The sequence below is a fragment of the Pseudomonas sp. MF6755 genome, from assembly GCF_016405635.1.
GTDB lineage: Bacteria > Pseudomonadota > Gammaproteobacteria > Pseudomonadales > Pseudomonadaceae > Aquipseudomonas > Aquipseudomonas haemolytica.
Genome location: NZ_JAEKDA010000007.1, coordinates 279,620 through 304,245, shown reverse-complemented (window position 1 = coordinate 304,245; position 24,626 = coordinate 279,620). Strand labels below are relative to the sequence as shown.

Annotated in this window: 23 protein-coding genes; 8 read left to right on the top strand and 15 right to left on the bottom strand. The window is 61.0% G+C overall.

Annotated elements, in window-relative coordinates:
- Positions 1 to 17: 17 nt before the first annotated feature.
- From pcaC to pcaR, 11 genes are all read right to left on the bottom strand, one after another.
- Positions 18 to 413: a 4-carboxymuconolactone decarboxylase gene (gene pcaC / locus JFT66_RS11705; protein WP_198859297.1), complete on the bottom strand. Its 396-nt coding sequence runs from the start codon at positions 411 to 413 to the stop codon at positions 18 to 20.
- 10 nt (positions 414 to 423) lie between these two features.
- Positions 424 to 1,215 (bottom strand): 3-oxoadipate enol-lactonase, encoded by a 792-nt coding sequence (pcaD, locus tag JFT66_RS11700; RefSeq protein ID WP_198859296.1) that lies wholly within the window; start codon positions 1,213 to 1,215, stop codon positions 424 to 426.
- A gap of 10 nt (positions 1,216 to 1,225) precedes the next feature.
- Positions 1,226 to 2,590, bottom strand: coding sequence for a 3-carboxy-cis,cis-muconate cycloisomerase (locus tag JFT66_RS11695; RefSeq protein WP_198859295.1), 1,365 nt, complete (start codon positions 2,588 to 2,590; stop codon positions 1,226 to 1,228).
- 10 nt (positions 2,591 to 2,600) lie between these two features.
- On the bottom strand, positions 2,601 to 3,896 hold the full coding sequence (locus JFT66_RS11690) for an MFS family transporter (RefSeq protein ID WP_034118531.1): 1,296 nt from the start codon (positions 3,894 to 3,896) through the stop codon (positions 2,601 to 2,603).
- A gap of 188 nt (positions 3,897 to 4,084) precedes the next feature.
- Complete coding sequence (gene pcaG / locus JFT66_RS11685; RefSeq protein ID WP_153870393.1) at positions 4,085 to 4,651, bottom strand: protocatechuate 3,4-dioxygenase subunit alpha; 567 nt, start codon at positions 4,649 to 4,651, stop codon at positions 4,085 to 4,087.
- A 1-nt stretch (position 4,652) separates the two neighbouring features.
- Entirely contained in the window at positions 4,653 to 5,357 is a 705-nt protein-coding gene (gene pcaH / locus JFT66_RS11680) for a protocatechuate 3,4-dioxygenase subunit beta (protein ID WP_153870392.1), read from the bottom strand.
- Between the two features lie 17 nt (positions 5,358 to 5,374).
- Entirely contained in the window at positions 5,375 to 6,577 is a 1,203-nt protein-coding gene (gene pcaF, locus JFT66_RS11675) for a 3-oxoadipyl-CoA thiolase (RefSeq protein WP_198859308.1), read from the bottom strand.
- Positions 6,574 to 7,353: a CoA-transferase subunit beta gene (locus JFT66_RS11670; protein ID WP_034118527.1), complete on the bottom strand. Its 780-nt coding sequence runs from the start codon at positions 7,351 to 7,353 to the stop codon at positions 6,574 to 6,576. Before JFT66_RS11670 ends, pcaF begins: the two co-directional genes overlap by 4 nt.
- Positions 7,353 to 8,210: a CoA transferase subunit A gene (locus tag JFT66_RS11665; RefSeq protein ID WP_198859294.1), complete on the bottom strand. Its 858-nt coding sequence runs from the start codon at positions 8,208 to 8,210 to the stop codon at positions 7,353 to 7,355. Before JFT66_RS11665 ends, JFT66_RS11670 begins: the two co-directional genes overlap by 1 nt.
- Before the next feature lie 191 nt (positions 8,211 to 8,401).
- Positions 8,402 to 9,742 carry an MFS transporter gene (locus tag JFT66_RS11660; protein ID WP_198859293.1) on the bottom strand — a complete coding sequence of 447 codons (1,341 nt, stop codon included), beginning with the start codon at positions 9,740 to 9,742 and terminating at the stop codon, positions 8,402 to 8,404.
- A gap of 145 nt (positions 9,743 to 9,887) precedes the next feature.
- Positions 9,888 to 10,730 carry a pca regulon transcriptional regulator PcaR gene (pcaR, locus tag JFT66_RS11655; RefSeq protein ID WP_153837651.1) on the bottom strand — a complete coding sequence of 281 codons (843 nt, stop codon included), beginning with the start codon at positions 10,728 to 10,730 and terminating at the stop codon, positions 9,888 to 9,890.
- Positions 10,731 to 11,289: 559 nt separating this feature from the next.
- Here pcaR and JFT66_RS11650 point away from each other — a divergent pair.
- Together JFT66_RS11650 and JFT66_RS11645 are read left to right on the top strand one after the other, a co-directional pair.
- Entirely contained in the window at positions 11,290 to 11,490 is a 201-nt protein-coding gene (locus tag JFT66_RS11650) for a hypothetical protein (RefSeq protein WP_003189295.1), read from the top strand.
- Between the two features lie 333 nt (positions 11,491 to 11,823).
- Positions 11,824 to 13,299, top strand: a complete 1,476-nt coding sequence (locus JFT66_RS11645; RefSeq protein ID WP_003189291.1) for an inorganic phosphate transporter — start codon at positions 11,824 to 11,826, stop codon at positions 13,297 to 13,299.
- Positions 13,300 to 13,439: 140 nt separating this feature from the next.
- On the opposite strand, the gene ccoM is transcribed toward JFT66_RS11645, so the two are convergent.
- Entirely contained in the window at positions 13,440 to 13,556 is a 117-nt protein-coding gene (ccoM, locus tag JFT66_RS30085; protein ID WP_019817835.1) for a cytochrome c oxidase subunit CcoM, read from the bottom strand.
- Between the two features lie 143 nt (positions 13,557 to 13,699).
- A complete protein-coding gene (locus JFT66_RS11640; protein ID WP_198859292.1) occupies positions 13,700 to 13,861 on the bottom strand; it encodes a hypothetical protein in 162 nt (53 codons plus the stop codon).
- A gap of 132 nt (positions 13,862 to 13,993) precedes the next feature.
- Between JFT66_RS11640 and JFT66_RS11635 the strand changes: the two genes are divergently transcribed.
- The 3 genes from JFT66_RS11635 (at position 13,994) to JFT66_RS11625 (ending at position 16,605) form a co-directional block, all read left to right on the top strand.
- Entirely contained in the window at positions 13,994 to 14,866 is an 873-nt protein-coding gene (locus JFT66_RS11635) for a LysR substrate-binding domain-containing protein (RefSeq protein ID WP_198859291.1), read from the top strand.
- Between the two features lie 90 nt (positions 14,867 to 14,956).
- Positions 14,957 to 15,427: a RidA family protein gene (locus JFT66_RS11630; protein WP_198859290.1), complete on the top strand. Its 471-nt coding sequence runs from the start codon at positions 14,957 to 14,959 to the stop codon at positions 15,425 to 15,427.
- Entirely contained in the window at positions 15,424 to 16,605 is a 1,182-nt protein-coding gene (locus tag JFT66_RS11625) for an aminotransferase class V-fold PLP-dependent enzyme (RefSeq protein ID WP_034118521.1), read from the top strand. The genes JFT66_RS11630 and JFT66_RS11625 overlap by 4 nt, the downstream gene beginning before the upstream one ends.
- Here JFT66_RS11625 and JFT66_RS11620 read toward each other — a convergent pair.
- Positions 16,602 to 16,943: an aspartate-semialdehyde dehydrogenase gene (locus JFT66_RS11620; RefSeq protein ID WP_198859289.1), complete on the bottom strand. Its 342-nt coding sequence runs from the start codon at positions 16,941 to 16,943 to the stop codon at positions 16,602 to 16,604. The genes JFT66_RS11625 and JFT66_RS11620 overlap by 4 nt on opposite strands.
- Positions 16,944 to 17,162: 219 nt before the next feature.
- Between JFT66_RS11620 and rapA the strand changes: the two genes are divergently transcribed.
- Positions 17,163 to 20,009 (top strand): RNA polymerase-associated protein RapA, encoded by a 2,847-nt coding sequence (gene rapA / locus JFT66_RS11615; protein WP_034118519.1) that lies wholly within the window; start codon positions 17,163 to 17,165, stop codon positions 20,007 to 20,009.
- 76 nt (positions 20,010 to 20,085) lie between these two features.
- Here the strand turns inward: rapA and JFT66_RS11610 are convergent, their stop codons facing one another.
- Positions 20,086 to 21,432: a spinster family MFS transporter gene (locus tag JFT66_RS11610; RefSeq protein WP_034118518.1), complete on the bottom strand. Its 1,347-nt coding sequence runs from the start codon at positions 21,430 to 21,432 to the stop codon at positions 20,086 to 20,088.
- Between the two features lie 251 nt (positions 21,433 to 21,683).
- Here JFT66_RS11610 and JFT66_RS11605 point away from each other — a divergent pair, with 251 nt between their 5' ends.
- On the top strand, positions 21,684 to 22,052 hold the full coding sequence (locus JFT66_RS11605) for a YkgJ family cysteine cluster protein (RefSeq protein ID WP_034118516.1): 369 nt from the start codon (positions 21,684 to 21,686) through the stop codon (positions 22,050 to 22,052).
- Between the two features lie 138 nt (positions 22,053 to 22,190).
- On the top strand, positions 22,191 to 24,455 hold the full coding sequence (locus JFT66_RS11600) for a putative bifunctional diguanylate cyclase/phosphodiesterase (protein WP_198859288.1): 2,265 nt from the start codon (positions 22,191 to 22,193) through the stop codon (positions 24,453 to 24,455).
- Positions 24,456 to 24,626: the final 171 nt, after the last annotated feature.

Below are 24,626 nucleotides of genomic sequence, written 5' to 3'. Positions count from 1 at the left end.
TTTGATCGTATTTCAACTTAAGTTGATCGGGACTCAACACCCAATTCATCCCACACCGATTCGGCCAGGTGAAACGTCGCATTCGCCGCCGGTATCCCACAATAGATCGCACTCTGCATCAGTACTTCCTTGATCTCGGCGCGGGTCACGCCATTGCTGGCGGCCGCACGCAGGTGCAGTTTCAGCTCTTCACTGCGGTTCATGCCGATCAGCATGGCGATGGTGATCAGGCTACGGGTGTGCCGTGGCAAGCCAGGGCGGGTCCAGATATCACCCCAGGCGTGGCGGGTGATCATTTCCTGGAACTCGCTGTTGAACTCGGTCAGGGCATTGAGGCTTCGGTCGACATGAGCATCGCCCAGTACTTCGCGGCGCGCTTGCAGGCCGTCGGCGTAACGTTGTTTCTCGTCCACAAAAAGCTCCTCAGCGGGCCAGCAGAAATTCAATCACGCGGTCGCTGAACGCAGCGCCGGCTTGCACATTGGACAGGTGCGCCGCATAGAACTCGGCGTACTCGGCGCCGCGCACATGGCTCTGGATAAAGTGGCTGCCGGCTGGCGGCGTCACCGCGTCTTCGGTGCCGGCTATCACCAGGGTCGGCACGCTGATCGACGACAATTGCTCACGAAAATCCGCATCGCGCACCGCACCGCAGTTGGCGGCATAACCTTCAGGCGAGGTGGCCGCAAGCATGTCGGTGATCTGCTTGGCCTGATGCGGGTTGGCCGCTGCGAAATCCGCGGTGAACCAGCGCGCAATCGATGCATCGCGCAGGGCCACCATCGCGGCGGCGCCATCACGCAGGACCATTTCGATGCGTGGGTTCCACACCTCAGGCGTACCGATCTTGGCGGCGGTATTGCACACCACCAGGCGCTGCAGGCGCTCGCCGGCGTAAATGCCCAGCCACTGGCCGATCAAGCCGCCCATAGACAGGCCGCAAAAATGTGCACGTTGGATATCCAGCGCATCCAGCAGTGCGATCACGTCACGGCCCAGTTGCTCGATGCTGTACGGCCCTTCGGTCACCAGGGATTTGCCATGCCCACGGGTGTCGAAGCGCAACACGCGAAAATGCTCAATGAATGCCGGGATCTGGATATCCCACATATGCAGGTCGGTGCCCAGGGAGTTGGACAGCACCAGCAACGGTGCCCCCTGCGGCCCGTCCAATTGGTAATGCAGTTCGCCCTCGGCGAGTTGTACAAAAGCCACAGCGGTCTCCTCAGGCAGTCAAAGCAAAGTGTTCGGTCATGGCACGCGTGACCCAGGTATGCGCCTGGCCCAGGTAGTGGGCCGGGTCGAGCAGGCGGTCCAGTTCAGCCGCTGACAACTCGGCGGTTACTTGCGGCTCATCCGCCAGCACTGCGCGCAAGTGGCACTGCTCGGCAACCGCACGTTTGCAGCATTGTTCAAGCAAATGGTGCGCGGTGTCGCGCCCCAGCCGTTGGGCAAGCACGATGCTGACGGCCTCGGCCAGCAGCAGGCCTTGGGTCAGGTCAAGGTTCTGCGCCATACGCTCGGCGTCGACCTCCAGCCCTTCACTGACCGCCAGTGCCTGTTGCAAAGCCCCAGACACCAACCGGCAAATCTCCGGCAAGGTTTCCCATTCGGCGTGCCACAAGCCCAGGCTGCGTTCGTGCTCCTGAGGCATGGCGCTGAACAGCGTCGCCACCAGGCCCGGTACGCGGGTGGCGGCGCTGATCAGCACGGCGGCGCCGACCGGGTTGCGCTTGTGCGGCATGGTGGACGACCCGCCCTTGCCCGGCGCCGAAGGCTCAAACACCTCCGCCGCCTCGGTTTGCATCAACAGGCTGATATCGCGGCCCAGCTTGCCGAGGCTACCGGCGATCAGGCCAAGCACACTGGCGAACTCCACCAGGCGATCACGCTGGGTGTGCCAGGGTTGTTCGGGCAGGCTCAGTTGCAGCTCAGTGGCCAAGGCTTCGGCCACAGGCATGGCGTGTTCGCCGAGCGCTGCCAAGGTGCCGGACGCCCCGCCAAATTGCAGCACCAACAGGCGCGGTTTCAACTCGGCAAGGCGCTGGCGACTGCGCGTCACCGCGCCCAGCCAACCGGCAATTTTCATCCCCAGGGTGACCGGCGTCGCGTGCTGCAACCAGGTGCGCCCGGCCAATGGCACAGCGGCGTAACGCTGGGCCTGGGCAGCCAGCACATCCCCCAGGCGCGCCAGGTCCGCTTCGATCAACACCAGTGCCTGACGCACTTGCAGCACCAAGCCGGTGTCCATCACATCCTGGCTGGTCGCGCCCAGATGCACATACCGCTCGGCACCGGGATCTTCACTGGCAATCAATTTGCCCAGCGCCTTGACCAATGGAATCGCCGAGTTGCCCGCGGTGGCAATCGCCACGCCGAGGGCGTCCACGTCGTACAAAGACGCCAGGCACGCCTGGGCGATCGGTGCGACAACGGCCTGCGGGATCAACCCGACCCGCGCCTCAGCCCGGGCCAGCGCGGCCTCGAAATCCAGCATGCCCTGCAAGCGTCCCTGGTCACAGAACACCTCGGCCATGCTGTCAGCGGTGAAGTAAGCGTCGAACAGTTGATTGCTCGTGCGCAGCGTCATAACTCATCCCTTACAGATCGTGGTGCAGGTACGCCGCCTGTTTCGGCAAGCGCAAGCTGAACAGGAAGGCCACCGCCATCATTGCGGTGACGTACCAGTAGAAGGTGTTTTCCATACCGATGGATTTCAGGCTCAATGCGACCACTTCCGCCGAACCGCCAAACACCGCGTTAGCCACGGCATACGCCAGGCCCACGCCCAAGGCACGCACCTGGGGCGGGAACATCTCGGCTTTGACCAGGCCGCTGATGGAGGTGTAGAAGCTGACAATCGCCAAGGCCAGGGTGATCAGCACAAAGGCCAGGAACGGGCTGGTCACGGTTTTCAAAGTCAGCAGGATCGGCACGGTGAACAGGGTGCCAAGGCCGGCGAACCAGAGCATGGAGTTACGGCGACCGATCTTGTCGGCCAGCATGCCGAACAGCGGCTGCATGCACATGTACAGAAACAGCGCGCCGGTCATGATGTAGCTGGATGTCTTGGCATGCATGCCAACGGTATTCACCAGGTACTTCTGCATGTAGGTGGTGAACGTATAGAAAATTAGCGAGCCGCCGGCGGTGTAGCCCAGCACGGTGATGAACGCTTTGCCGTGGTCGCGAAACAGCGCGACGATACTGCCGGCGTCCTTGTCTTCGCGCATTTCCTTGCTGGTGGTCTCTTTCAGCGTACGACGCAGCAGCAGGGAGATCACTGCGGCAATGGCGCCGATCACGAACGGAATACGCCAGCCCCAAGCGCGCAGTTCGTCTTCGGTGAGGATCTGTTGCAGGATCACCACCACCAATACCGCCAGCAACTGACCACCGATCAGGGTCACATACTGGAACGAGGCGAAGAAACCGCGCTGGCCCTTGAGTGCGACTTCACTCATGTAGGTCGCCGTGGTGCCGTATTCGCCACCCACAGACAAGCCCTGGAACAGCCGCGCCACCAACAGCAGCGCCGGCGCCCAGGCACCGATGTCTTTGTAAGTGGGCAGGAACGCGATGACCAGGGAACCGGCGCACATCATCAGCACCGAGATCATCATCGAGTTCTTGCGACCGTGCTTGTCGGCCACTCGGCCAAACAGCCAGCCGCCGATGGGCCGCATCAGGAACCCGGCGGCAAACACACCGGCGGTGTTGAGCAGTTGGACCGTGGGGTCGTCCGAGGGGAAAAACGCCGGGGCGAAATAAATGGCGCAAAAGGCGTAGACGTAGAAGTCGAACCATTCGACAAGGTTGCCGGAAGAGGCACCGACAATCGCAAAAATCCGTTTGCTGCGTTCTTCTCCGGTGTAGTGACTCGTTGTTGTTGTCATGTTTTTTTACTCAGTGGGAACGGTTATAGCCTAGACATACTTTGCAACAACCATGTTCCGCAAGCAGACTTTTGGGTATGTAGTGACTGTGAGGGCCTCATCGGGAGCAAGCCCCCTCCCACATTGGTATGTATTCACAAGTCCAAATGTGGGAGGGGGCTTGCTCCCGATGGGCCCCTACAGCCAACTCAGTAATCGAAAAACACCGTTTCCTTATCCGTCCCCTGCAAAATCACATTCCACTGATGCACGCCCTGCGCATCCGGCTTGGCAATCAACGTACCGCGACGCTCGGCTGGCACACACGCCAGCAGCGGGTCATCGCCATTGAGTGCCTCACCGTCAAAATAAATCCGCGTCAGCAAGTGCTTCACCAGCCCGCGGGCAAACACCAGCACCACCAGGTGCGGCGCCTGGGTGGTGCCCTTCAAGCCTGGAACGGCACCCGGTTTGATGGTGGTAAAGCGGAACCGCCCTTCGGCATCCACCGGCACCCGGCCAAAGCCTTCGAAGTTGGGGTCGAGCGCCTTGTCCTGCTCATCCTCAGGGTGGTCGTATTTGCCGGCGGCATTGGCCTGCCAGACTTCGAGCATGGCGTCGTTGACGACATCACCGTTGCCATCCACCACCTGCCCGCTGATGGCCACGCGTTCGCCGAGGGTCGCGGCAACGGTCAGGTCTTCGCGGTTCAGCCAGGTCAGGCCGATGTGGTAGTACGGCCCGACGGTGTGGGACGTGGTCGCATTGAGTGTCATCTCATTTCTCCATCGGCGTGGCGTCGCGGCCGCGCAGGACGATGTCCCAGCGGTAACCGAGGGCGTAGGAAGGAACGGTTTTTTCCAGGTCGAAACGCGCGATCAGGCGTTCTTTGGCGCGGGTATCCGGCACACAGTTGTAGATCGGGTCGTATTCGAGCAACGGGTCGCCAGGGAAATACATTTGCGTCACCAACCGCGTCAGCACACTGGGGCCGAACAGCGAAAAGTGGATATGCGCCGGGCGCCATGCGTTGTGGTGGTTGCCCCATGGGTAGGCGCCGGGCTTGATGGTCTGGAACTGGTACCAGCCATCGGCGTCGGTGACGGTGCGCCCGGTGCCAGTGAAGTTCGGGTCCAGCGGTGCGTCGTGCAGGTCGCGCTTGTGGTTATAGCGACCGGCGGCGTTGGCCTGCCAGATCTCCACAAGGATGCCCGGTACCGGCAGGCCATTCTCGTCGAGCACACGGCCATGAATGATGATGCGCTCGCCTTGGGGCTCTCCGTCATGCTGGGCAGTCAGGTCGTTGTCCTTCTCATTGATGCGCTCGGCGCCGATAGTCGGGCCGGTGATTTCCGACAAGGAATGGGGCAGGAACACCAGTGGCTGGGACGGCGAGCGCAGGTTCGTCGACTGGTAGGCCGGGTGCAGGTAATCAGGTTGGGTGCCCGCTTGCGGGCGCCGGTAACCGGGCTTGTCACTCATGGAGCAATCCTCTCTTGTTAGACGCGTTCAATCGCCAGGGCCAGGCCTTGGCCGACGCCCACGCACATGGTCGCCAGGCCTTTGCTGCCGCCGGTTTTCTCCAACTGGTGCAGGGCCGTCAAGACCAACCGCGCACCGCTCATGCCCAAGGGGTGGCCGAGGGCAATGGCGCCGCCGTTCGGGTTGACCTGGGGTGCATCGTCAGCAATGCCCAGCTCGCGCAGCACCGCCAGACCTTGGCTGGCGAAAGCTTCGTTGAGTTCGATCACGTCAAAGGCAGTGACCGCCAACCCCAGGCGCTCCACCAGCTTGCGCACCGCCGGTACCGGGCCAATGCCCATCACACGCGGGGCGACCCCGGCACTGGCCATGCCCAGCACGCGGGCGCGGGCGGTGAGGCCATGTTTCTTGACGGCCTCGGCGGACGCGAGGATCAGTGCTGCGGCGCCATCATTGACGCCCGAGGCATTGCCAGCGGTGACGGTCTTGTCCGGGCCGTTGACCGGCTTGAGTTTGGCCAGGGCTTCCAGGCTGGTGGCCCGTGGGTGCTCATCGTGCTCCACCAGGGTCTCGCCTTTTTTATGGGCGACCCGCACCGGCACGATTTCCTCCGCGAAGAAACCCGCGGCTTGCGCGGCGGCGGTGCGTTGCTGGCTGCGCAGGGCGAAAGCGTCCTGGTCGGCGCGGGAAACCTGGTAGTCGTCGGCCACGTTATCGGCGGTCTGCGGCATGGCATCCACGCCGTACTGGGCCTTCATCAGCGGGTTGATAAAGCGCCAGCCGATGGTGGTGTCTTCCAACTTCATGTTGCGCGAAAACGCAGCATCGGCCTTGCCCATCACGAACGGAGCACGGGACATCGACTCGACGCCACCGGCAATCGCCAGCTCCATTTCGCCACTGGCAATGGCGCGAAAAGCAGTACCGATTGCATCCATGCCCGAGGCGCACAGGCGGTTGAGGGTCACGCCCGGAATGCTTTCCGGCAGCCCCGCCAGCAACAGCGCCATGCGCGCCACGTTACGGTTGTCTTCGCCTGCCTGGTTGGCGCAGCCGAGAAACACCTCGTCCACTGCGCTCCAATCCACCGAGGGGTTGCGCTCGATCAGCGCCTTGATCGGCAACGCCGCCAAGTCATCGGCGCGTACCGTGGACAGGCCACCACCAAAACGGCCGATAGGCGTGCGAATGGCATCGCAGATAAATACGTCGCGCATCAGGCTTCTCCCGGCGCTTGGCCGTGGGCCGCGGCCGTGCGTGCTTCAAGGTCACGCAGGGCGGTCAGTTCTGTCTCGGTGGGTTCGGCCGTGGTACTGACCTGATCGGCAAAGCGAATCGCCCAGCCGGTGGCGGCGACCACTTGCTCACGGGTCACGCCAGGATGCAGCGCGGTGACCACGAACTCATGGCTGCCCTCTTCCGGCTCCATGATGCACAGGTCAGTAATAATGCCTACGGGACCGGCGCCGGGCAGGCCAAGACGCTTGCGTGAATCGCCGCCTTCGCCGTGACCGACGGAGGTGATGAAGTCCAGCTTGTCGACAAATGAACGGGACGACTGTTTAAGAATGATCAGCACGCTCTTGGCGGAACCTGCGATCTCCGGCGCGCCACCGGCACCGGGCAAACGCACTTTGGGCTGGTGATAATCACCGACCACGGTGGTGTTGATATTGCCGAAACGGTCGACCTGGGCTGCACCGAGAAAACCGACATCAATGCGCCCGCCCTGCAGCCAGTAGCGAAAGATCTCACCGGTGGGCACTACAGTGTCGGCAGTCTCCGCCAACTCGCCGTCACCGATGGACAGCGGCAACACGCTGGGCTTGGCCCCAATCGGGCCGGACTCGTAGATCAGCACCACGTCGGGCGACGAAGTCAGGCGCGCCAGGTTGGCCGCTTTGGACGGCAGGCCGATGCCGACGAAGCAGACTGAGCCGTTCTGCAGGCGGCGTGCGGCGGCGACGGTCATCATCTCATTGGTGGAGTAAGCCATTACTTGGCCTCCTGAGTGGTGGCCAGCTTGGCCTGGAATTCACTGAAGTCGGCAGTGCCATGGATGTACTCGTCGATCCAGGCGCTAAAGGTCCCACGGTCGCGGGCAATCGGGTCCCACGCCTGGTAGAAGCGGTTATCCCGCTCGTTGTAGCCGTGGGCGTAGGACGGGTGCGCACCACCCGGTACGTGACATACCGCCGTCAGGGCCCAGGTCGGCAGCACGCAGCTGTTCATCGGTGCATTCAGGTCATCGACGATTTCCTCGACGGTGACGATGCAGCGCTTGGCCGCCAGGGCCGCCTCCTTCTGCACACCCAGAATGCCCCAGAGCAACACGTTGCCCTTGCGGTCGGCTTTCTGCGCGTGGATCACGGTGATGTCCGGGCGCACCGACGGCACCGCCGCCAACACCTCGCCGGTGAAGGGGCAAGTGACGGTCTTGATCAGTGGGTTGACCTTGGGCAAGTCAGAACCGGCGTAAGCACGAAGCACCGCGAACGGCAGGCCGGATGCACCAGCAACGTAGGCATTGGCCAGGTCGGCGTGGCTGTGTTCTTCGATCTCCAGCGGTTGCGGCCATTGCTTCTCGACCGCGTCGCGCAGCCGGTGCAGGGAGCCCACACCCGGGTTGCCGCCCCAAGAGAAAATCAACTTGCGTGCGCAACCGGCACCGATCAACTGGTCGTAGATCAGGTCAGGCGTCATACGCACCAGTGTCAGGTCTTTCTTGCCCTGACGAATGATTTCATGACCTGCGGCCGTAGGGATCAGGTGGGTAAAGCCTTCGAGGGCGACGGTATCGCCGTCGTTCACGAAGCGCTTGACCGCATCACGCAGGGTGAGGATTTCAGCCATGGGGTTGGGCTCCCGGGGTTGATCGAAAAAAGCGCTGGGGTGGCGCCGAAGTGCTTGAAGATTAAGCCGGGGAAATGAGTCGAACAATCCGATAATCGACTCAGCGTTCGATTATCGAACAGATTGTTGTCTAGCTAATCTTCTAATCCGGGAGGTGGCTTGCCCCCTCCCAGATTAGAACCCTGCCAGCCTCAGGTAGCATCGGCATGGCTGACCATGCCCTTGATCACCACCGCTGCCGTGGCCAATGCAGCGGGAATCACCAATGCTGTAAGCACCTGCTCGAAGTTCCAGCCCAGGCCCAGCAAGGTAGCGCCCATCCACGCGCCGAGGATCGCGCCGAAGCGGCCAATACCAAGCATCCACGACACACCGGTGGCACGCCCTTGGGTTGGGTAGAAGCGTGCGGCCAGGGACGGCATCGCCGACTGCGCACCGTTGACGCACATCCCGGCGATCAGCACCAGGGTTGCCAACAAGGTGATATTGCCCAGGCTCTGCCCGACCGCGTACGCAAACACCCCGGCCAGCAAATAGAAAGTGCCAATCACTTTGTGCGGGTTGAACCGGTCCATTGCCCAGCCCACGCCGACAGCGCTCAATACCCCGCCAAACTGGAACAGCGCGCCGATAAACGCGGCCTGTTCCATGCTGGCACCGCTGTCGCGCATCAGGGTGGGCAGCCAGCTGGTCAGCAGGTAAACAATCACCAGGCCCATGAAGTAAGTGAGCCACAACAACAAGGTGCCGGCGCTGTAGGTGCCCGAGAAGATCACCGCGAAGACGTTGCGGGCCTTGACGGTTTTTTGCTCCGGCACACTGAAACCGGTGGCCTGGGCCACGATGCCGGGCTCGATCGGTGCAAGGGTCTTGCGCACCTTGTCGGTGCCGCGATTGCGTACCACCAGATAACGCGCCGACTCCGGCAGCCACACCAACAGCACCACCGCCAGGATCAATGGCAGGATGCCGCCAATCAGCAACAGGCTGTGCCAGCCGAACGCCGGGATCAGCTTGGCCGAAATAAACCCACCGCCGGCCATGCCCAGGTTGAAACCGCAGAACATGCTGGTCACCAGCAACGACTTATGGCGCTCAGGGGTATATTCGGAGAGCAAGGTGGTGGCATTCGGCATGCCGGCGCCCAGGCCCAGCCCGGTGAGAAAGCGCAGCACCAGCAACTGGTCGACATTACTGCTGTAGGCCGACGCCAGGCTGAAAGCACCAAACACCAGCACCGCGCCGACCAACACGACTTTGCGGCCAAAGCGGTCGGCCAACGGACCAGAGCCCAATGCGCCGAACACCATACCAATCAGCGCGGCACTCATCACCGGACCGAGGCTGGCGCGGTCGATGCCCCAGTCTTGGGACAGTGCCGGAGCAATAAAGCCCATGGCAGCGGTATCGAGGCCGTCGAGGAAGACAATCAGGAAACACAGGATCACCACGCGCCACTGATAGCGCGACAGCGGCTGGGTATTGATAAAGGACTGCACGTCCAGGGTGGTACCGACAGATGGCTGATTCATTATTTTTATTCCACACCGATGGCGGGCTGACGACCTGGGGTCATCATTATTATTGGGCGGCTGCGCACAGCGCTGCCGCACATTAATAAGCCAGGGGAAACACCGTCAATCGAGCGAGCCGGGATCTGTGCGGTCACCGAACAGCTTAGGCAAACAGTTGCGCACTCAAATCACGGCTGGCACTGAGCATGCTCGGCAAAAAACGCTGCTCCAACTCACTGCGGCTGACCCGCCCGGCATGGGTGCTGACGTTAAGCGCGGCCAACACCTGGCCGGAGGCGTCATACACCGGCACCGCGATGGAACGCAGGCCCTGCTCCAGTTCCTGGTCCACGATGCACCAACCCTGCTGACGCACTTGTTGCAGGCACTCGAACAAGGCTTCGGGCGTGGTCAGCGTGCGACTGGTCTTGGTTTGCAGGTCGGCATGCTCGAGATAGTCCTGCAGCGACGCATCGTCAAGGGCGGCGAGCAGGATGCGGCCCATGGACGTGCAATACGCCGGCAAGCGCCCGCCCACCGACAAGTCAACGGAGATCAGGCGCTGGGTGGTGGCGGAACGCGCGATATAGAGGATGTCGTCGCCTTCGAGGGTGGCCATATTGCAGGCTTCATGGAGTTGCTCGCTCATGCGGTCCAGATAAGGTTGAGCCGAGACAGCCAGCGGTGTGGACGACAGATAGGCGTGACCAAGGGTCAGCACTTTAGGCAGCAGCGAGTAGGTGCGCCCATCCGTGGTGGCGTAGCCAAGTTTGATCAAGGTATGCAGGCAACGGCGCACGGCGGCGCGGGGGATTTCCGTGCGGTGGCTGATCTGGGCGATGGTGAGATGACGCTTGCGCTCCTGGAACGCCTGCACCACGGCCAGGCCACGGGCCAGGGAGGTCATGAAATCCGGATCACCGGTGAACGCCTGGATGCGCTTGGCCGGTGAAGCCACGATCGGCGGCGCCACTGATGCAAAGGAGTTGCGCAATTGATCGTTCATTTCAAGGGTCCTTTCTCTTGTTCTGACCACGGGAGGGTTGGCCGCTATTACAAGCCGTGCCGGTCGCGATGCACAAGTCAGCGCCGGCAACATTGGGCGATTATCGGACGGTCATGCGATTATCGCAATTTGACAGGCACCGGCCTCAGGGGGCTAACGTTTCAGATTTGCCTTATAAGCTCACAAGAGTGGCCTTCTAACCCTGCCATGTAGAATGAATGCAGACAATATGATGACGGTGTTCACAATTACTGACAGCGACATGTAACAAAATCCTCACACGATGTTGACGCTTTTTAACTTCATGATGATAGTGTTATTCAAATGCACCGCTATAATGCAATCTGTGCAGAGGTCAGCCCGATATCACTGTCGGGATTGGAGCTCACCAGGCGTTGCAGGTTGTATGCAACGCCGGTCACATGTACCCGCTTAAAAGAACTGCCCTCAGGCCCGCCTTTCAACTTGAACGGTTCAACTGTTCAATTGGAAACCGCCCGAGGACGCTTTCAGGCATGACACTGCGCGATCAATAAACTCAACTCAATTAGGTAACACTGTGACGAAAGATGAACTGCGCGCGGAACTTGAGCGCCAGGAGCAACGTTACAAGGACGTTTACGGCGGGGAAGTCACCACCTACGCCGCGCAACCTGAGCCGGAACGCAAACCATGGCGCAAACGAGCCAGCTTGCTGGACCAGGCCTTTGCCCAGGAAATCCAAAAGATAGAACAGGAACTCAAGACCGAAGAGCCATAAGCACTTCGGTTCAAGCCTCCAGGGCCTTGCTGTCTCTGCCGGTCCACCACTGGCAGAGGGCACCTCGTATCCGTGCCCGCTGGTCAGTAACCTACAGCCACCCACGAAATTTCATACAAATGTTTCAGGCATGACGTTTTCATGACAAAAGCCTGGCTTTTCCGACCTGCGCTTTATAAATCAAAGACTTGCCAAACCCCCGAAAACCCTGGGATGCGTCCGTTTTGCCGGTGGTTTCTCAATCAAGATTGTTACCGATGAGCAGCTAATGCATCGATTACTGATGTTTTCTGGCATAATCGCGCCCCCTTACGACCGGGTCAGAAAACCTTCATGATCGATTTATTCAGCGGACTGGATGCTTGGGTTCTAGTGAGCCTGTTGCTCGCCCTGGCCTTTGTCCTCGCCTTCGAGTTCATCAATGGCTTTCATGACACCGCTAACGCGGTGGCCACAGTCATCTATACCAAAGCCATGCCGCCGCACCTGGCCGTGTTCTTCTCCGGGGTGTTCAATTTCCTCGGCGTGTTGCTCGGCGGTGTCGGTGTTGCCTACGCCATCGTGCACTTGCTGCCGGTGGAGTTGCTGATCAATGTGAACACCGGCCATGGCTTGGCGATGGTCTTCTCTTTATTGGCTGCGGCGATCACCTGGAACCTGGGCACCTGGTACTTCGGTATCCCCGCCTCCAGCTCCCACACCCTGATCGGCTCGATCCTCGGTGTCGGCCTGGCCAACGCGCTAATCAATGACATCCCCCTGGCTGACGGTGTGAACTGGCAGAAGGCCGTGGATATCGGCGCGTCCCTGGTGTTCTCGCCGATGGCCGGCTTCCTGGTCGCAGCCCTGGTGCTGATCGGCCTGAAGTGGTGGCGCCCGCTGTCGAAGATGCACAAGACCCCGGACCAGCGCCGCAAGCTCGATGACAAGAAGCACCCGCCGTTCTGGAACCGCCTGGTCCTGGTGATTTCGGCCATGGCGGTGAGTTTCGTGCACGGTTCCAACGATGGCCAGAAAGGCATCGGCCTGATCATGCTCGTACTGATCGGTATCGTGCCGGCGCAGTTCGTCCTTGACCTGGGCAGCACCACCTACCAGATCGAGCGTACCCGCGACGCGACTCTGCACCTGAACCAGTTCTACCAGCGCAACCACGAGACCCTGGGCGAGTTCCTGGCCCTGGGCAAAAGCGTGAAGGATGACCTGCCGGGCAAGTTCCGTTGCAACCCGCAGCAGACCGAACCGACGATCAACGCGCTGCTGGGTACCTTGAAAGGCGTCTCGGACTACCATTCGCTGACCGCCGACCATCGCATTGAAGTACGTCGTTACCTGCTCTGCCTGGACGACACCGCGAAGAAAGTCGGCAAGCTGCCAGGCCTGGATTCCCGTGAGAAGTCCGACCTCGACAAGCTGCGCAAAGACCTGACTGCCACTACCGAGTACGCCCCGTTCTGGGTGATCCTCGCGGTCGCACTGGCCCTGGGCCTGGGCACCATGGTGGGTTGGAAGCGCGTGGTGCTGACCATCGGCGAGAAGATCGGCAAGCAGGGCATGACCTATGCACAGGGCATGTCGGCACAGATCACCACGGCCACCATGATCGGCTTCGCCAATATCTTCGCCCTGCCAGTGTCCACCACCCACGTGCTGTCTTCCGGCGTTGCGGGCACCATGGTTGCCAACAAGAGCGGCCTGCAAGGTGGCACCGTCAAGACCATCCTGATGGCCTGGGTATTGACCCTGCCAGCGACCGTGGGCCTGTCGGCCGGGTTATTCTGGTTGGCGTCCAAGGCATTGGGCAACTGATAGCCAGACGGCAATAAAAAAGGTGCGATCCGCGAGGGTCGCACCTTTTTTTATATTCGCATTTAGAGAAAAGCAAAGCGAAAAAAAGGGCGACCGAAGTCGCCCAAAATGCCTTGCGTGCCCATGTAACCCGGAAAGACCTAAGGTTTTTTACGCTTGTTCGCGTCTTTCCAGATAAAAAATCCAAACCCTACAAAAAACAGCACCATGAGGCTTACAGTCAGCACTCCGGCAAAAACCACATTATCGAAAAACATGACCGGCCTCCTGCACTTGCCCTGTTGCGATAGGGCTAAGTTAATGGAGAAGCCGCAGTGGGAAATTGACTAGGATCAATGTCGCCCGCAACGGGGCGTAAAGAAGGGTAATAACTGACCTGCATCAATGGATGCAGGCTGTTTCAACGTTTTTTCGGCTTTTTCTTCGACTTCTTCTTGGGTTTCCCCAAAGGCATGGCTTGTTCAAAGGCTTGTCGAAGTTCATTCAAGCGTTTGTCGTTGAGATCATGTACGCGCTTGGCACGTTCGGCGTTCAGGTCAATCAGCTTGTCGTCATCACTCATGGCTTGGCTTACGCAGTGGCGGGAATGCCGCAATAATGCGGCCTGCCCCGCCCGACGGCAAATCAGCGGGCGACAAAATGCAGGTCATCGACCAAAATCGGCGCTTTGCACCCGACCGAGGAGGCGCCCCCAGTGGCCCTGCACAACGATCTTCCACCGCTGCTGGCCCTGCGCGCTTTCGAAGCCGTGGCGCGGCACTTGAGCTTTATCAAGGCGGCGAACGAGTTGTCGGTGACACAAAGTGCGCTGAGCCACCAAGTGCACAAGCTCGAACAACATTTGGGCAAACCGCTGTTTATCCGGCGTACCCGTGCGATTGATCTGACATCAGACGGGCAACTCTATTACGCCCAAATCCGCCCAGCCCTGGACGCCATCGCGGCTGCCACCCGCAGCCAACGGGTCGCAACCAGCGCCAGCGTGTTGCGCATCGGCGTGCTCGCGTCCTTCGCCGCGCTATGGCTGGCACCCCGCCTGGCCGAGTTTCTCCAGCAGCACCCGCATATCCAGGTGGAGTTGCTGCCCGCGATTCAATTGGCCAATGTCGCCACGGCCGAGGTAGACCTGGCCATCCGTTACGGCAAAGGCGACTGGCCCAACGTGCACGCCACACGCCTGATGGCCGAAACCCTATACCCGGTGTGCAGCCCGGGCTTCAAGGCCAGCCAGGTGCCCCATGGCTCCTTGTTGATGGCGACTTCGCACCGCCCCTTCGAATGGACGGATTGGTCCGCCCATTATCAGGTCGACCTCGAGCGCCACCCCCGTGTAATGCTGCATGACTACAACATCGTGGTGGAAGCCGCGGTGGCTGGCCAGGGTATCGCCATGGGCCGCCACCGTCTGATCGCGCGCAGGCTTCAGGACGGCAGCCTGGTACAGGCATTTGACTGGCCGCCCTACCACAGCGAAATCGGCTACTGGCTGATCGCGCCCCAAGGCCCACTCAGCGCAGCGGCCGAGTGCTTCAGCCAATGGCTGAAGCAAGCCTGCGCCGACACGTGAGTTTTTTCGATACATCGGGTGAGATCTATCCGTTTGTCGGCCACCTCGACAATCAACATGCTGAAACCTCCTGAACCCAGAGGATTCACCATGAGCGATTCCATCCGCCAACGCGTATACGCCCTCGGCCTGACACTGCCAACACCCAGCCAACCGGCAGCCAACTACATCAACCATGTCATCAGCCAACACCAGCTGTTCATCTCCGGGCAAATTCCCATGCTCGATGGCAAACCCGCCTACGTCGGGCGGCTGGGTGACGCCCTCAGTGATGAAGAAGGCGCACAGGCGGCGGAACTGGCAGCGTTGGGGCTGCTGGGGCAATTAAGCGATGCGCTGGGTGATGACCTTTCGCGGGTGGTGCGCACCCTGCGCCTGGGCGTGTTCATCGCCAGCACAGCGGACTTCCAGCGCCAGAGCGTAGTCGCCAACGGTGCCTCAAACCTGTTGGTCAACGCCCTCGGCGACAAAGGCCGGCACGTACGCACCGCTGTAGGCGTCTGCAGTTTGCCGGCTGGCGTCGCCGTGGAGGTTGATGCCATTTTCGAGCTGCGGCCGTGAGCCCGCTGGCTATCCAACAACTGCGCAAGGCCACACCCGGCTGCCAGTCAGGCCTTGTGCACTTCAACCATGCCGGGGCGTCCTTGCCCAGCCAGGCAACCCTCGACGCCATCTTCGACCAGTTGCAACGCGAAGCCCGCGACGGCCCGATGGAAGCCGGCGAACATGGCGCGGTGCTGGTGGAAAGAGCCCGCCGCGCCGCCGGGCAACTGCTCAATGCGCCGGCCTCCTCGATTGCCTTCGCCAGCAGCGGTTCCACGGCCTGGAGCATGGCCTTCCAGGCGCTGGGCCCCTGGAAGACGGGCGACCGGATCCTGGTAGGCCGCCACGAATGGGGCGGCAACTTGGCGAGCATGGCGTTGGCCGTACAAGCGGGCGCGCGGGTTGAGGTCATCCCCTGCGATGCCACCGGCGCGGTCTGCCCAGTGGCGCTGGAGTCGATGCTCGATGCCAACGTGAAGCTGATCGACCTCACTTGGCTGCCGGCCAACGGCGGCCTGATCAACCCTGCGCAGGCCATCGGCGCAGTCGCCCGGCGGCATGCCATCCCCTATTTTATCGACGCCGGCCAAGCCGTCGGCCAGGTGCCGGTGGATGTGCAAGCGTTGCAGTGCGACGTGCTTAAATCCGCCGGCCGCAAGCACCTGCGCGGGCCTCGCGGTACTGCACTGCTGTATGTCAGGCCGGATTTTCTCCAGCACCTGGCCCCCGCCCAACGCGACGTGCTTTCAGCGCCCTGGACCGCCGAAGGCTTCGACTTGCGCAACGACGCCCGGCGCTTTGAAACCAGCGAAGTGTCCTTCGCCCTGCTGGCCGGCCTAGGCAATGCGTTGCAAGAGATCAATCGATTGGGGATCGAGCGCGTGTGGGAAAGGGTCTCGCAGACCCGTGCGCGAATCCGCGAAGCGCTGCTTCAGATATCAGGGATTACCCTGCATGACCTGGGCACCACTCATTCCGGCTTGATCGCTTTCAACCTGGCCGGTTGGGACAGCTTTGAACTCAAGCGGCGCCTGGGATTGAAGCGCATCAATATCGGCGCCAACGGCGTGGCTTACACCCCCTTGGATATGCAGGCACGCGGGCTGGCCAGTATTGCGCGAATCTCCGTCAGCCCACTCAACACCGATGACGATATCGAGTTACTGACAAAGGCCCTGCGTGAACTGAACGATTAAACCTCGATATCCACCCACAGGCCCTGGCGTGGCGCATCTTCGATCAAAGGTGCCACGGGAACAGTGTTGTCCGCGTTAAGCACGTCGCCGGGAATGGGCAAATGCTGCTCCGAGCCGTCGTCGGCTTCGCGCCGGCGTTTCTGCTGTTCCTGCTGGCGGAGTTGTTCTTCGCGCAACAGAAAGGTCGATTGCTCCGCATCGCCCTTTTTCAGGTCGATGGTGCTCTCGTTGGAGCCCGCTTGAACGGGTACCACCGGCGGAATATCCGGCTTCTGGCGTGCCGGATCGAGTTGCGACGTGACCGGCACAACGCTGACGGGCAGCATGGGTGGCAGCATGATAGTTACTCTCCTGATCAACAGGCTGTCGGCGGGTTGCAGGGCGACTTGAGCGCGGGCTCGCCAAGCTGTGACTCAGTCGACACTCGCAAGTGCCCGCCACCCGTCGATTCAGCACTCTGCCCGCCGGCCAAACGGAGTAGTTTTTGTCAGAGTCCTTGGGCGCAGGGGCTTGTTCCGTTAAGATAGTCGGCTTTTTCACGGCGGGAGTCAGGCAGCATGGCGCAGCAGTATCAACCGGGGCAACGCTGGATTAGTGACAGCGAAGCAGAGCTGGGGTTAGGCACCGTTCTGGCACAGGACGGGCGCTTGTTGACCGTGCTCTATCCGGCCACTGGCGACACCCGCCAGTATGCGCTACGGAATGCGCCCCTCACTCGCGTGAGGTTTTCGCCGGGCGACACCATCACCCATTTCGAAGGCTGGAAAATGACCGTACAGGAAGTCGACGACGTCGACGGCCTGCTGGTCTACCACGGCCTCAACGGGCAGAACGAGCAGGTCACCCTGCCGGAAACCCAGCTGTCCAACTTCATCCAGTTCCGCCTGGCCAGCGACCGTCTGTTTGCCGGGCAGATCGACCCGCTGGCCTGGTTCTCGCTGCGCTACCACACCCTGGAACACACCAGCCGCCAGTTGCAGTCCTCGCTGTGGGGCCTGGGTGGCGTACGTGCGCAACCTATTGCTCACCAACTGCACATCGCCCGTGAAGTCGCTGACCGTATCGCGCCACGGGTCTTGCTGGCTGACGAAGTGGGCCTGGGCAAGACCATCGAAGCCGGCCTGGTCATCCATCGCCAACTGCTCTCGGGGCGCGCCAACCGCGTGCTGATCCTGGTCCCGGAAAACCTGCAGCACCAGTGGCTGGTGGAAATGCGCCGCCGCTTCAACCTGCAGGTCGCCCTGTTCGACGAAGAACGCTTCATCGAAAGCGATGCCACCAACCCGTTCGAAGACACCCAGCTTGCACTGGTTGCGCTGGAATGGCTGGTCGACGATGAGAAGGCCCAGGACGCACTCTTCGCCGCCGGTTGGGACTTGCTGGTGGTCGACGAAGCCCACCACCTGGTGTGGCATGAAGACAAGGCCAGCGCGGAATACAGCCTGGTCGAGCAGCTTGCCGAGGTTATCCCGGGCGTGCTGTTGCTGACCGCCACCCCCGAACAACTGGGCCAGGACAGCCACTTTGCGCGCCTGCGCCTGCTGGACCCGAACCGTTTCCATGACCTGCAGGCCTTCCGCGCCGAGAGCGAAAACTATCGCCCAGTGGCCGAAGCCGTGCAGGAACTACTGGACAAGGGCCGCCTGTCGCCAGCCGCGCACAAGACTATCCAGGGTTTCCTCGGTGACGAAGGTGAAGCCCTGCTCACCGCCGTCAACGATGGCGACAGCGAAGCCAGTGCTCGCCTGGTGCGTGAACTGCTTGACCGCCACGGCACCGGCCGCGTGCTGTTCCGCAACACCCGCGCCGCCGTGCAAGGCTTCCCCGAGCGCAAGCTGCACGCCTACCCGCTGCCGAACCCGGACGAATACCTCGAGTTGCCTCTGGGCGAACATGCCGAGCTGTACCCGGAAGTCAGCTTCCAGGCGCAACCGGACATCGAGGAAGAAAACCGCTGGTGGCGCTTCGACCCACGGGTCGAGTGGCTGATCGACCAACTGAAGATGCTCAAGCGCACCAAGGTCCTGGTGATCTGCGCCCACGCCGAAACCGCCATGGACCTGGAAGACGCTCTGCGCGTGCGCTCCGGCATCCCGGCCACGGTGTTCCACGAGGGCATGAACATCCTCGAACGTGACCGCGCCGCCGCTTACTTTGCCGATGAAGAGTTCGGCGCTCAGGTGCTGATCTGTTCGGAAATCGGCAGTGAAGGCCGTAACTTCCAGTTCTCCCACCACTTGGTGCTGTTCGACCTGCCGTCCCACCCCGACCTGCTGGAACAGCGCATCGGGCGTCTGGATCGAATCGGCCAGAAACACGTGATCGAACTGCATGTGCCGTACCTGGAAACCAGCCCGCAACAGCGCCTGTTCCAGTGGTACCACGAAGCGCTCAACGCCTTCCTCAACACCTGCCCGACCGGCAACGCCTTGCAGCATCAGTTCGGCCCGCGCCTGCTGCCATTGCTGGAAGCCGCCGACGACGGCGAGTGGCAAGCCCTGATCGACGAAGCCCGTGCCGAACGCGAGCGCCTGGAGCAAGAGCTGCACACCGGCCGTGACCGCTTGCTGGAACTCAACTCCGGCGGCGCCGGTGAAGGCGATGCGCTGGTCGAAGACATCCTTGAGCAAGACGACCAGTTCGCCCTGCCGATCTATATGGAAACCCTGTTCGACGCCTTCGGCATCGACAGCGAAGACCATTCGGAAAACGCGCTGATCCTCAAGCCGAGCGAAAAAATGCTCGACGCCAGCTTTCCCCTGGGTGACGACGAAGGCGTGACCATCACCTACGACCGCAACCAAGCGCTCTCCCGGGAAGACATGCAGTTCATCACCTGGGAGCACCCGATGGTGCAGGGCGGCATGGACCTGGTGTTGTCTGGCTCCATGGGCAACACCGCCGTGGCGCTGATCAAGAACAAGGCGCTCAAGCCGGGCACCGTGTTGCTTGAACTGCTCTACGTCAGTGAAGTGGTTGCGCCACGCTCGTTGCAACTGGGCCGCTACCTGCCACCGGCCGCCCTGCGCTGCCTGCTGGATGCCAATGGCAATGACCTGTCGGGCCGTGTGTCGTTCGTCACCTTGAACGACCAACTCGAAAGCGTGCCACGGGCCAGCGCCAACAAGTTCGTGCAGGCCCAGCGCGATCAACTCACACCGCGCATCAACGCCGGTGAAGAGAAAATCGCCCCACGCCACGCCGAGCGTGTGGCCGAGGCCAAGCGTCGCCTGGCCGCAGACACCGACGAAGAGCTGGCACGCCTGACCGCGTTGCAAGCGGTCAACCCGACCGTACGTGACAGTGAGCTGGTTGCTTTGCGCAATCAACGCGAGCAAGGCTTGGCCATGCTCGATAAGGCGGCGCTGCGACTGGAAGCGATTCGGGTGTTGGTAGCGGGCTGATAATCCGCTGTAAGTAGAAGGCCCGCTTAGTGCGGGCCTTTTTATTTGTCTTGCTCCCGATGGAGTCACCTGAATCTCATGCTGTTGCCACCGAAGCCGGCACCTCAACCCCACTCAATCCCTCCTTCATGCGCTTGGCATCGCGCACAAAACTGCGCGACGCCTGAAACAGAAACAGCATGGTCAAGAACAGCGCCACCGGAATCAGGTACATGGCGTCATGCAACCCCACGGCTTTATAAGCCTCCGTCATCTGCTGCGCTCCGGCCGCATACATCGCCGAATGGGCAAAGTGATCGGACAAGGCCCCGACCACCACCGGCCCCATGCCACCGCCCAGTAAATACAGCCCAGCAAAGAACAACGCCATCGCCGTCGCTCGCAGGCGCGGTTCGATCACGTCCTGGATCGCCGTGTAAACGCAGGTGTAGAAGTTGTAGGCAAACAACCAGCCCACACTGAACAGCGCCACAAACACCCCAATCTCGACACGCCCGGCATGCAATGCCCAGGCGGTGGTGACCGTGGAGATGATCAAACTGAACGCGGCAAACAACAGGCGGCCATTGGCAACCCGTTGATGAATCTTGTCGGCAACCCAGCCGCCCAGCGTCAGCCCCACCAAGCCGGTCAGGCCGACGATCACACCGGTAGCGACGGCTGCATCCTGCAACGGCATCAGGAAATACCGTTGCAACATTGGCACCAGGAACGAGTTGCACGCGTACGTGGCAAAGTTAAAGCACAGCCCGGCCAGCACCAGCCACAGGAAGGTGGGCACCGCCAGTACGCGACGGATCGGGCGGTCGACACGTTCCTGGGCGACTTGCACGGTTTCCGCCGCGCCGCGCTTGGGTTCTTTTATATAGAACATGAACACCGCAAGAATCAGCCCCGGCACCGCCGCGATAAAGAACGGTGCGCGCCAGCTGTCGAATGCCTTGACCATCCAGCCGATGGTGAAAAACGCCAGCAACAGCCCCAACGGTAAACCGAGCATGAAAATACCCATGGCTCGCGCGCGACGGTGGGCCGGGAACAAGTCGCCAATCAGCGAGTTGGCTGCCGGTGCATAGCTGGCTTCCCCGATGCCAACACCCATGCGCACCAGCAGGAACGTCCAGAAACTGCCGACCATGCCGTTGATCGCCGTCAGCCCGCTCCAGGCGAACAGGCCCCAGCCCATCAACTTGCTGCGTGAGCCGGTGTCGGCCAGGCGCCCGAGCGGCAGCCCGGCAATGGCGTAGACGAGGGTAAAGGCGGTGCCGATGATACCGAGCTGGAAGTCGCTCAGGTGCCACTCCATGCGGATGGGCTCGATGATGATCGCGGGGATCGTGCGATCGAAGAAATTGAACAGGTTGGCGAGGAACAGCAGGAACAGAATGCGCCAGGCATTCGCCGCTTGGGTCGAGTTCTGCATGGGTCCGTCTCTATTATTGTTATGAGAGCTGCGATGCCCGATGCATCCTGCCCGGTACCTGCAACATAGTCAGGCTGGCAGCGGTTGTCTGTAATGATTCGTAAAGCTGATAGGGCATGATTTCACCCATCATCAGGGGATTTTGCCTACGAAAATATAAGTGCACGCCCCCCTTCCCAACGGCCATGGCACGGATAGAATGGCGAGCCTCTCGTAGCACCCACCTCCTACTTTTCTTATCGATGACGCCCATGTCCGAAGCCAGTCCGTGTCTGAATTGCGGTGCCTGCTGTTCACACTTTCGCGTGTCTTTCTTCTGGGGTGAATGCGCCTCATCCGGGGGCACAGTGCCCGATGATTTGGTGGTGCAGATCAACCCCAGCCGCGTGGCGATGATCGGTACCGACCAGAAACCTGCACGTTGCTGCAGCCTTGAGGGCGAAGTCGGGCAGGCCACCAGTTGCTCGATCTATGAGCAACGCTCCAGCGTCTGCCGCGAGTTCGACGCCTCCTGGAGCCAGGGTGTGCAAAACGTCGACTGCGATGCCGCACGCGCCGCCTTCGGCCTGGCCCCACTGGAAGCGCTGCCCTTCGAACTGGACCTGCCCATCAGCGCTTAGCACCAGACGCTATGCAAGGCATGCCAAAATAATTGAGATCAAAGTGCCATTATTCATGGCAAATCCCGCGCGGCTTCTATACTCGACTTCATAGGTCATCGCCTGTGGCAGTGACGTGGCTCTATGACGGGATAAGCTATGGAATGGCTGGGTCAGCATTTTTTTACCGACCTTCCAGAAAGCGGGCACTTATTACTCAATTGCAGTCATAACCCCTTTCTGGTGCTACTCGCGTACCTGGTCGCCTGCGCAGCGGGTTTCGGTACGCTGGACATGGCCGAACGCGTCGGCCATGTCGAAGACCCCACCGCCCGCCGCCATTGGCGCTGGTTGGGAGCGGGTTGCCTGGCCGGAGGGATCTGGTCGACCCACTTCATCAGCATGCTGGCTTTCCAGGCCCCCATTGCCATTCACTACGAATTGATCATGACGTTCGCCTCGCTGGGGATCGCCCTGATCGCATCGTTGTTCGCCATGCAAACCCTCAGTCATGCCCACCTACGGTTCCATCAGTACCTGCTGGCTTCGGTATGGATGGGCCTGGGCATCGCGCTGATGCACTACGTGGGCATGGCGGCCATGCGCTCCCAGGCCCAGGTGTATTTCGACACAAGGCTGTTCATGGCCTCGGTGGCGATTGCCATCGGTGCCAGCCTCGCGGCATTGCTGCTGTCGAGCTATCTGCGCAACGGCGCCGGGGTGTTTCATCAGTTGCTCAAATACGCCGCCAGCCTGGTGCTGGGCGCCGGGATCCTGAGCATGCACTTCACCGGCATGGCGGCCATGCAAATGCTGGTGCCCAGCGGGGCGGACCTTTCATTGCCAGCGGATAACAACCCGATTCAATTGGGCCTGTCGGTGGCGGTGATTACTTTGCTGGTGATCGGCAGCAGCGTCAGTGCGGCCCTGGCGGACAAAAAACTGCAACACAAGGAGCGCGACCTGCGCCGGGTCAACGCGCTGCTCAGCGAACTGGACCAGGCCCGTGCGTCACTGCAGCAGGTGGCCCACTTCGATGCTTTGACCAACCTGCTCAACCGCCGTGGCTTCAATCAGATCTTCGCGGAAAAGATCGCAGAAAAAACGCGCAGCCAAGGCATGATGGCGTTGATCTTCCTCGATATCGACCACTTCAAGCGCATCAATGACAGCCTTGGGCATGACGCTGGCGACCAGTTGCTGGCGGTGCTGGCCGCAAATATCAAGGGCTCGATACGCAGCCACGAGGATGTGGTCGCACGGTTTGGTGGCGATGAGTTCTGCATCCTGATCAATATTCATCACCGCGACGAAGCCCGGCACCTGGCCCAGCGCATCATGCAGCAGATGAAAGAACCCATCGAACTGGCGGGCCGGCGCATGGTGATGACCACCAGCATCGGCATCAGCCTGTTCCCGGATGACGGCCAAACGTGCGAAGAGCTGCTGAAAACCGCTGACCTGGCGCTGTATCAATCCAAGGACGCCGGGCGCAACAGCCTGAACTTCTTCAGTTCCAACCTTAAAACCCGCGCATTCCTCGAACTGCAACTGGAAGAAGAACTGCGCGCCGCCTTGCTTGCACGCAGCGAACTGGTGCTGTTTTATCAGCCGATCTTCGACATGAAGCTCGGCAAGGTCACGCGCCTCGAGGCCCTGGTGCGCTGGCAACACCCCCAACATGGGCTGCTGGCCCCGGACCGGTTTATCGGCATCGCGGAGAACAACGGGTTGATCGCCGAACTAGACCACTGGGTATTGCGCCAGGCCTGTCATGATCTGAGTCTGCTGTCTGACCGGGGCTACACCGAGTTGACCATGGCCGTGAACTGCTCGGCCCTGAACCTGGCCCGGGACGAGCTGGCCGATGAAATCGAAGCCGCCCTGCGCTTCGCCGGCGTGGCTGCCGACCGCCTGGAACTGGAAGTCACCGAGAATGCGCTGATGGGCAATATCAGCAGCACCTTGGCGTTGCTGCGGCAAATCCGTGCCTTGGGTGTCTCCCTGGCAATCGATGATTTCGGCACCGGCTACTCATCCCTGGCCTATCTCAAGCGCCTACCGCTCAACACCTTGAAGATCGACCGCTCGTTTATCCAGGACATTCCCAAGTCCACCGCAGACAGCGAAATCGTTCAGGCGATTATCGGCATGGCGCATACCCTGCACTTGCAGGTGGTGACTGAAGGCGTAGAAACCCAGGCGCAGTTCGAGCTATTGCTCAAGCACGAGTGTGACTTTATCCAGGGTTACCTGCTCAGCCCGGCGGTACCCTTCAACGACATCATCGGCGTGATACAGGGCCTCGCGATGCGCAACCCGCTCTACCCGTTCAGCGTGGAGGGCAACAAAGATACCCCACCGTTAAAAGACCCGGCCCCGGCGCGTGTTGGCCCGCCGTCTATTGTCAGGCCGATTCGCTGAGCGCCAAACGTATGGATTGGCGGTTAAACGGTCATCGATATCCAGCGCTGTGGCACACCTGGAAACAATTCCTTGGCTATTTCCTGGCGAGCTCAACTGTTCCCGTGACGTTAACGTCACCCTCGGCTGTGACCTTTCTCTACGGCAAGTTGCCATCACGGGGCGAGCGGT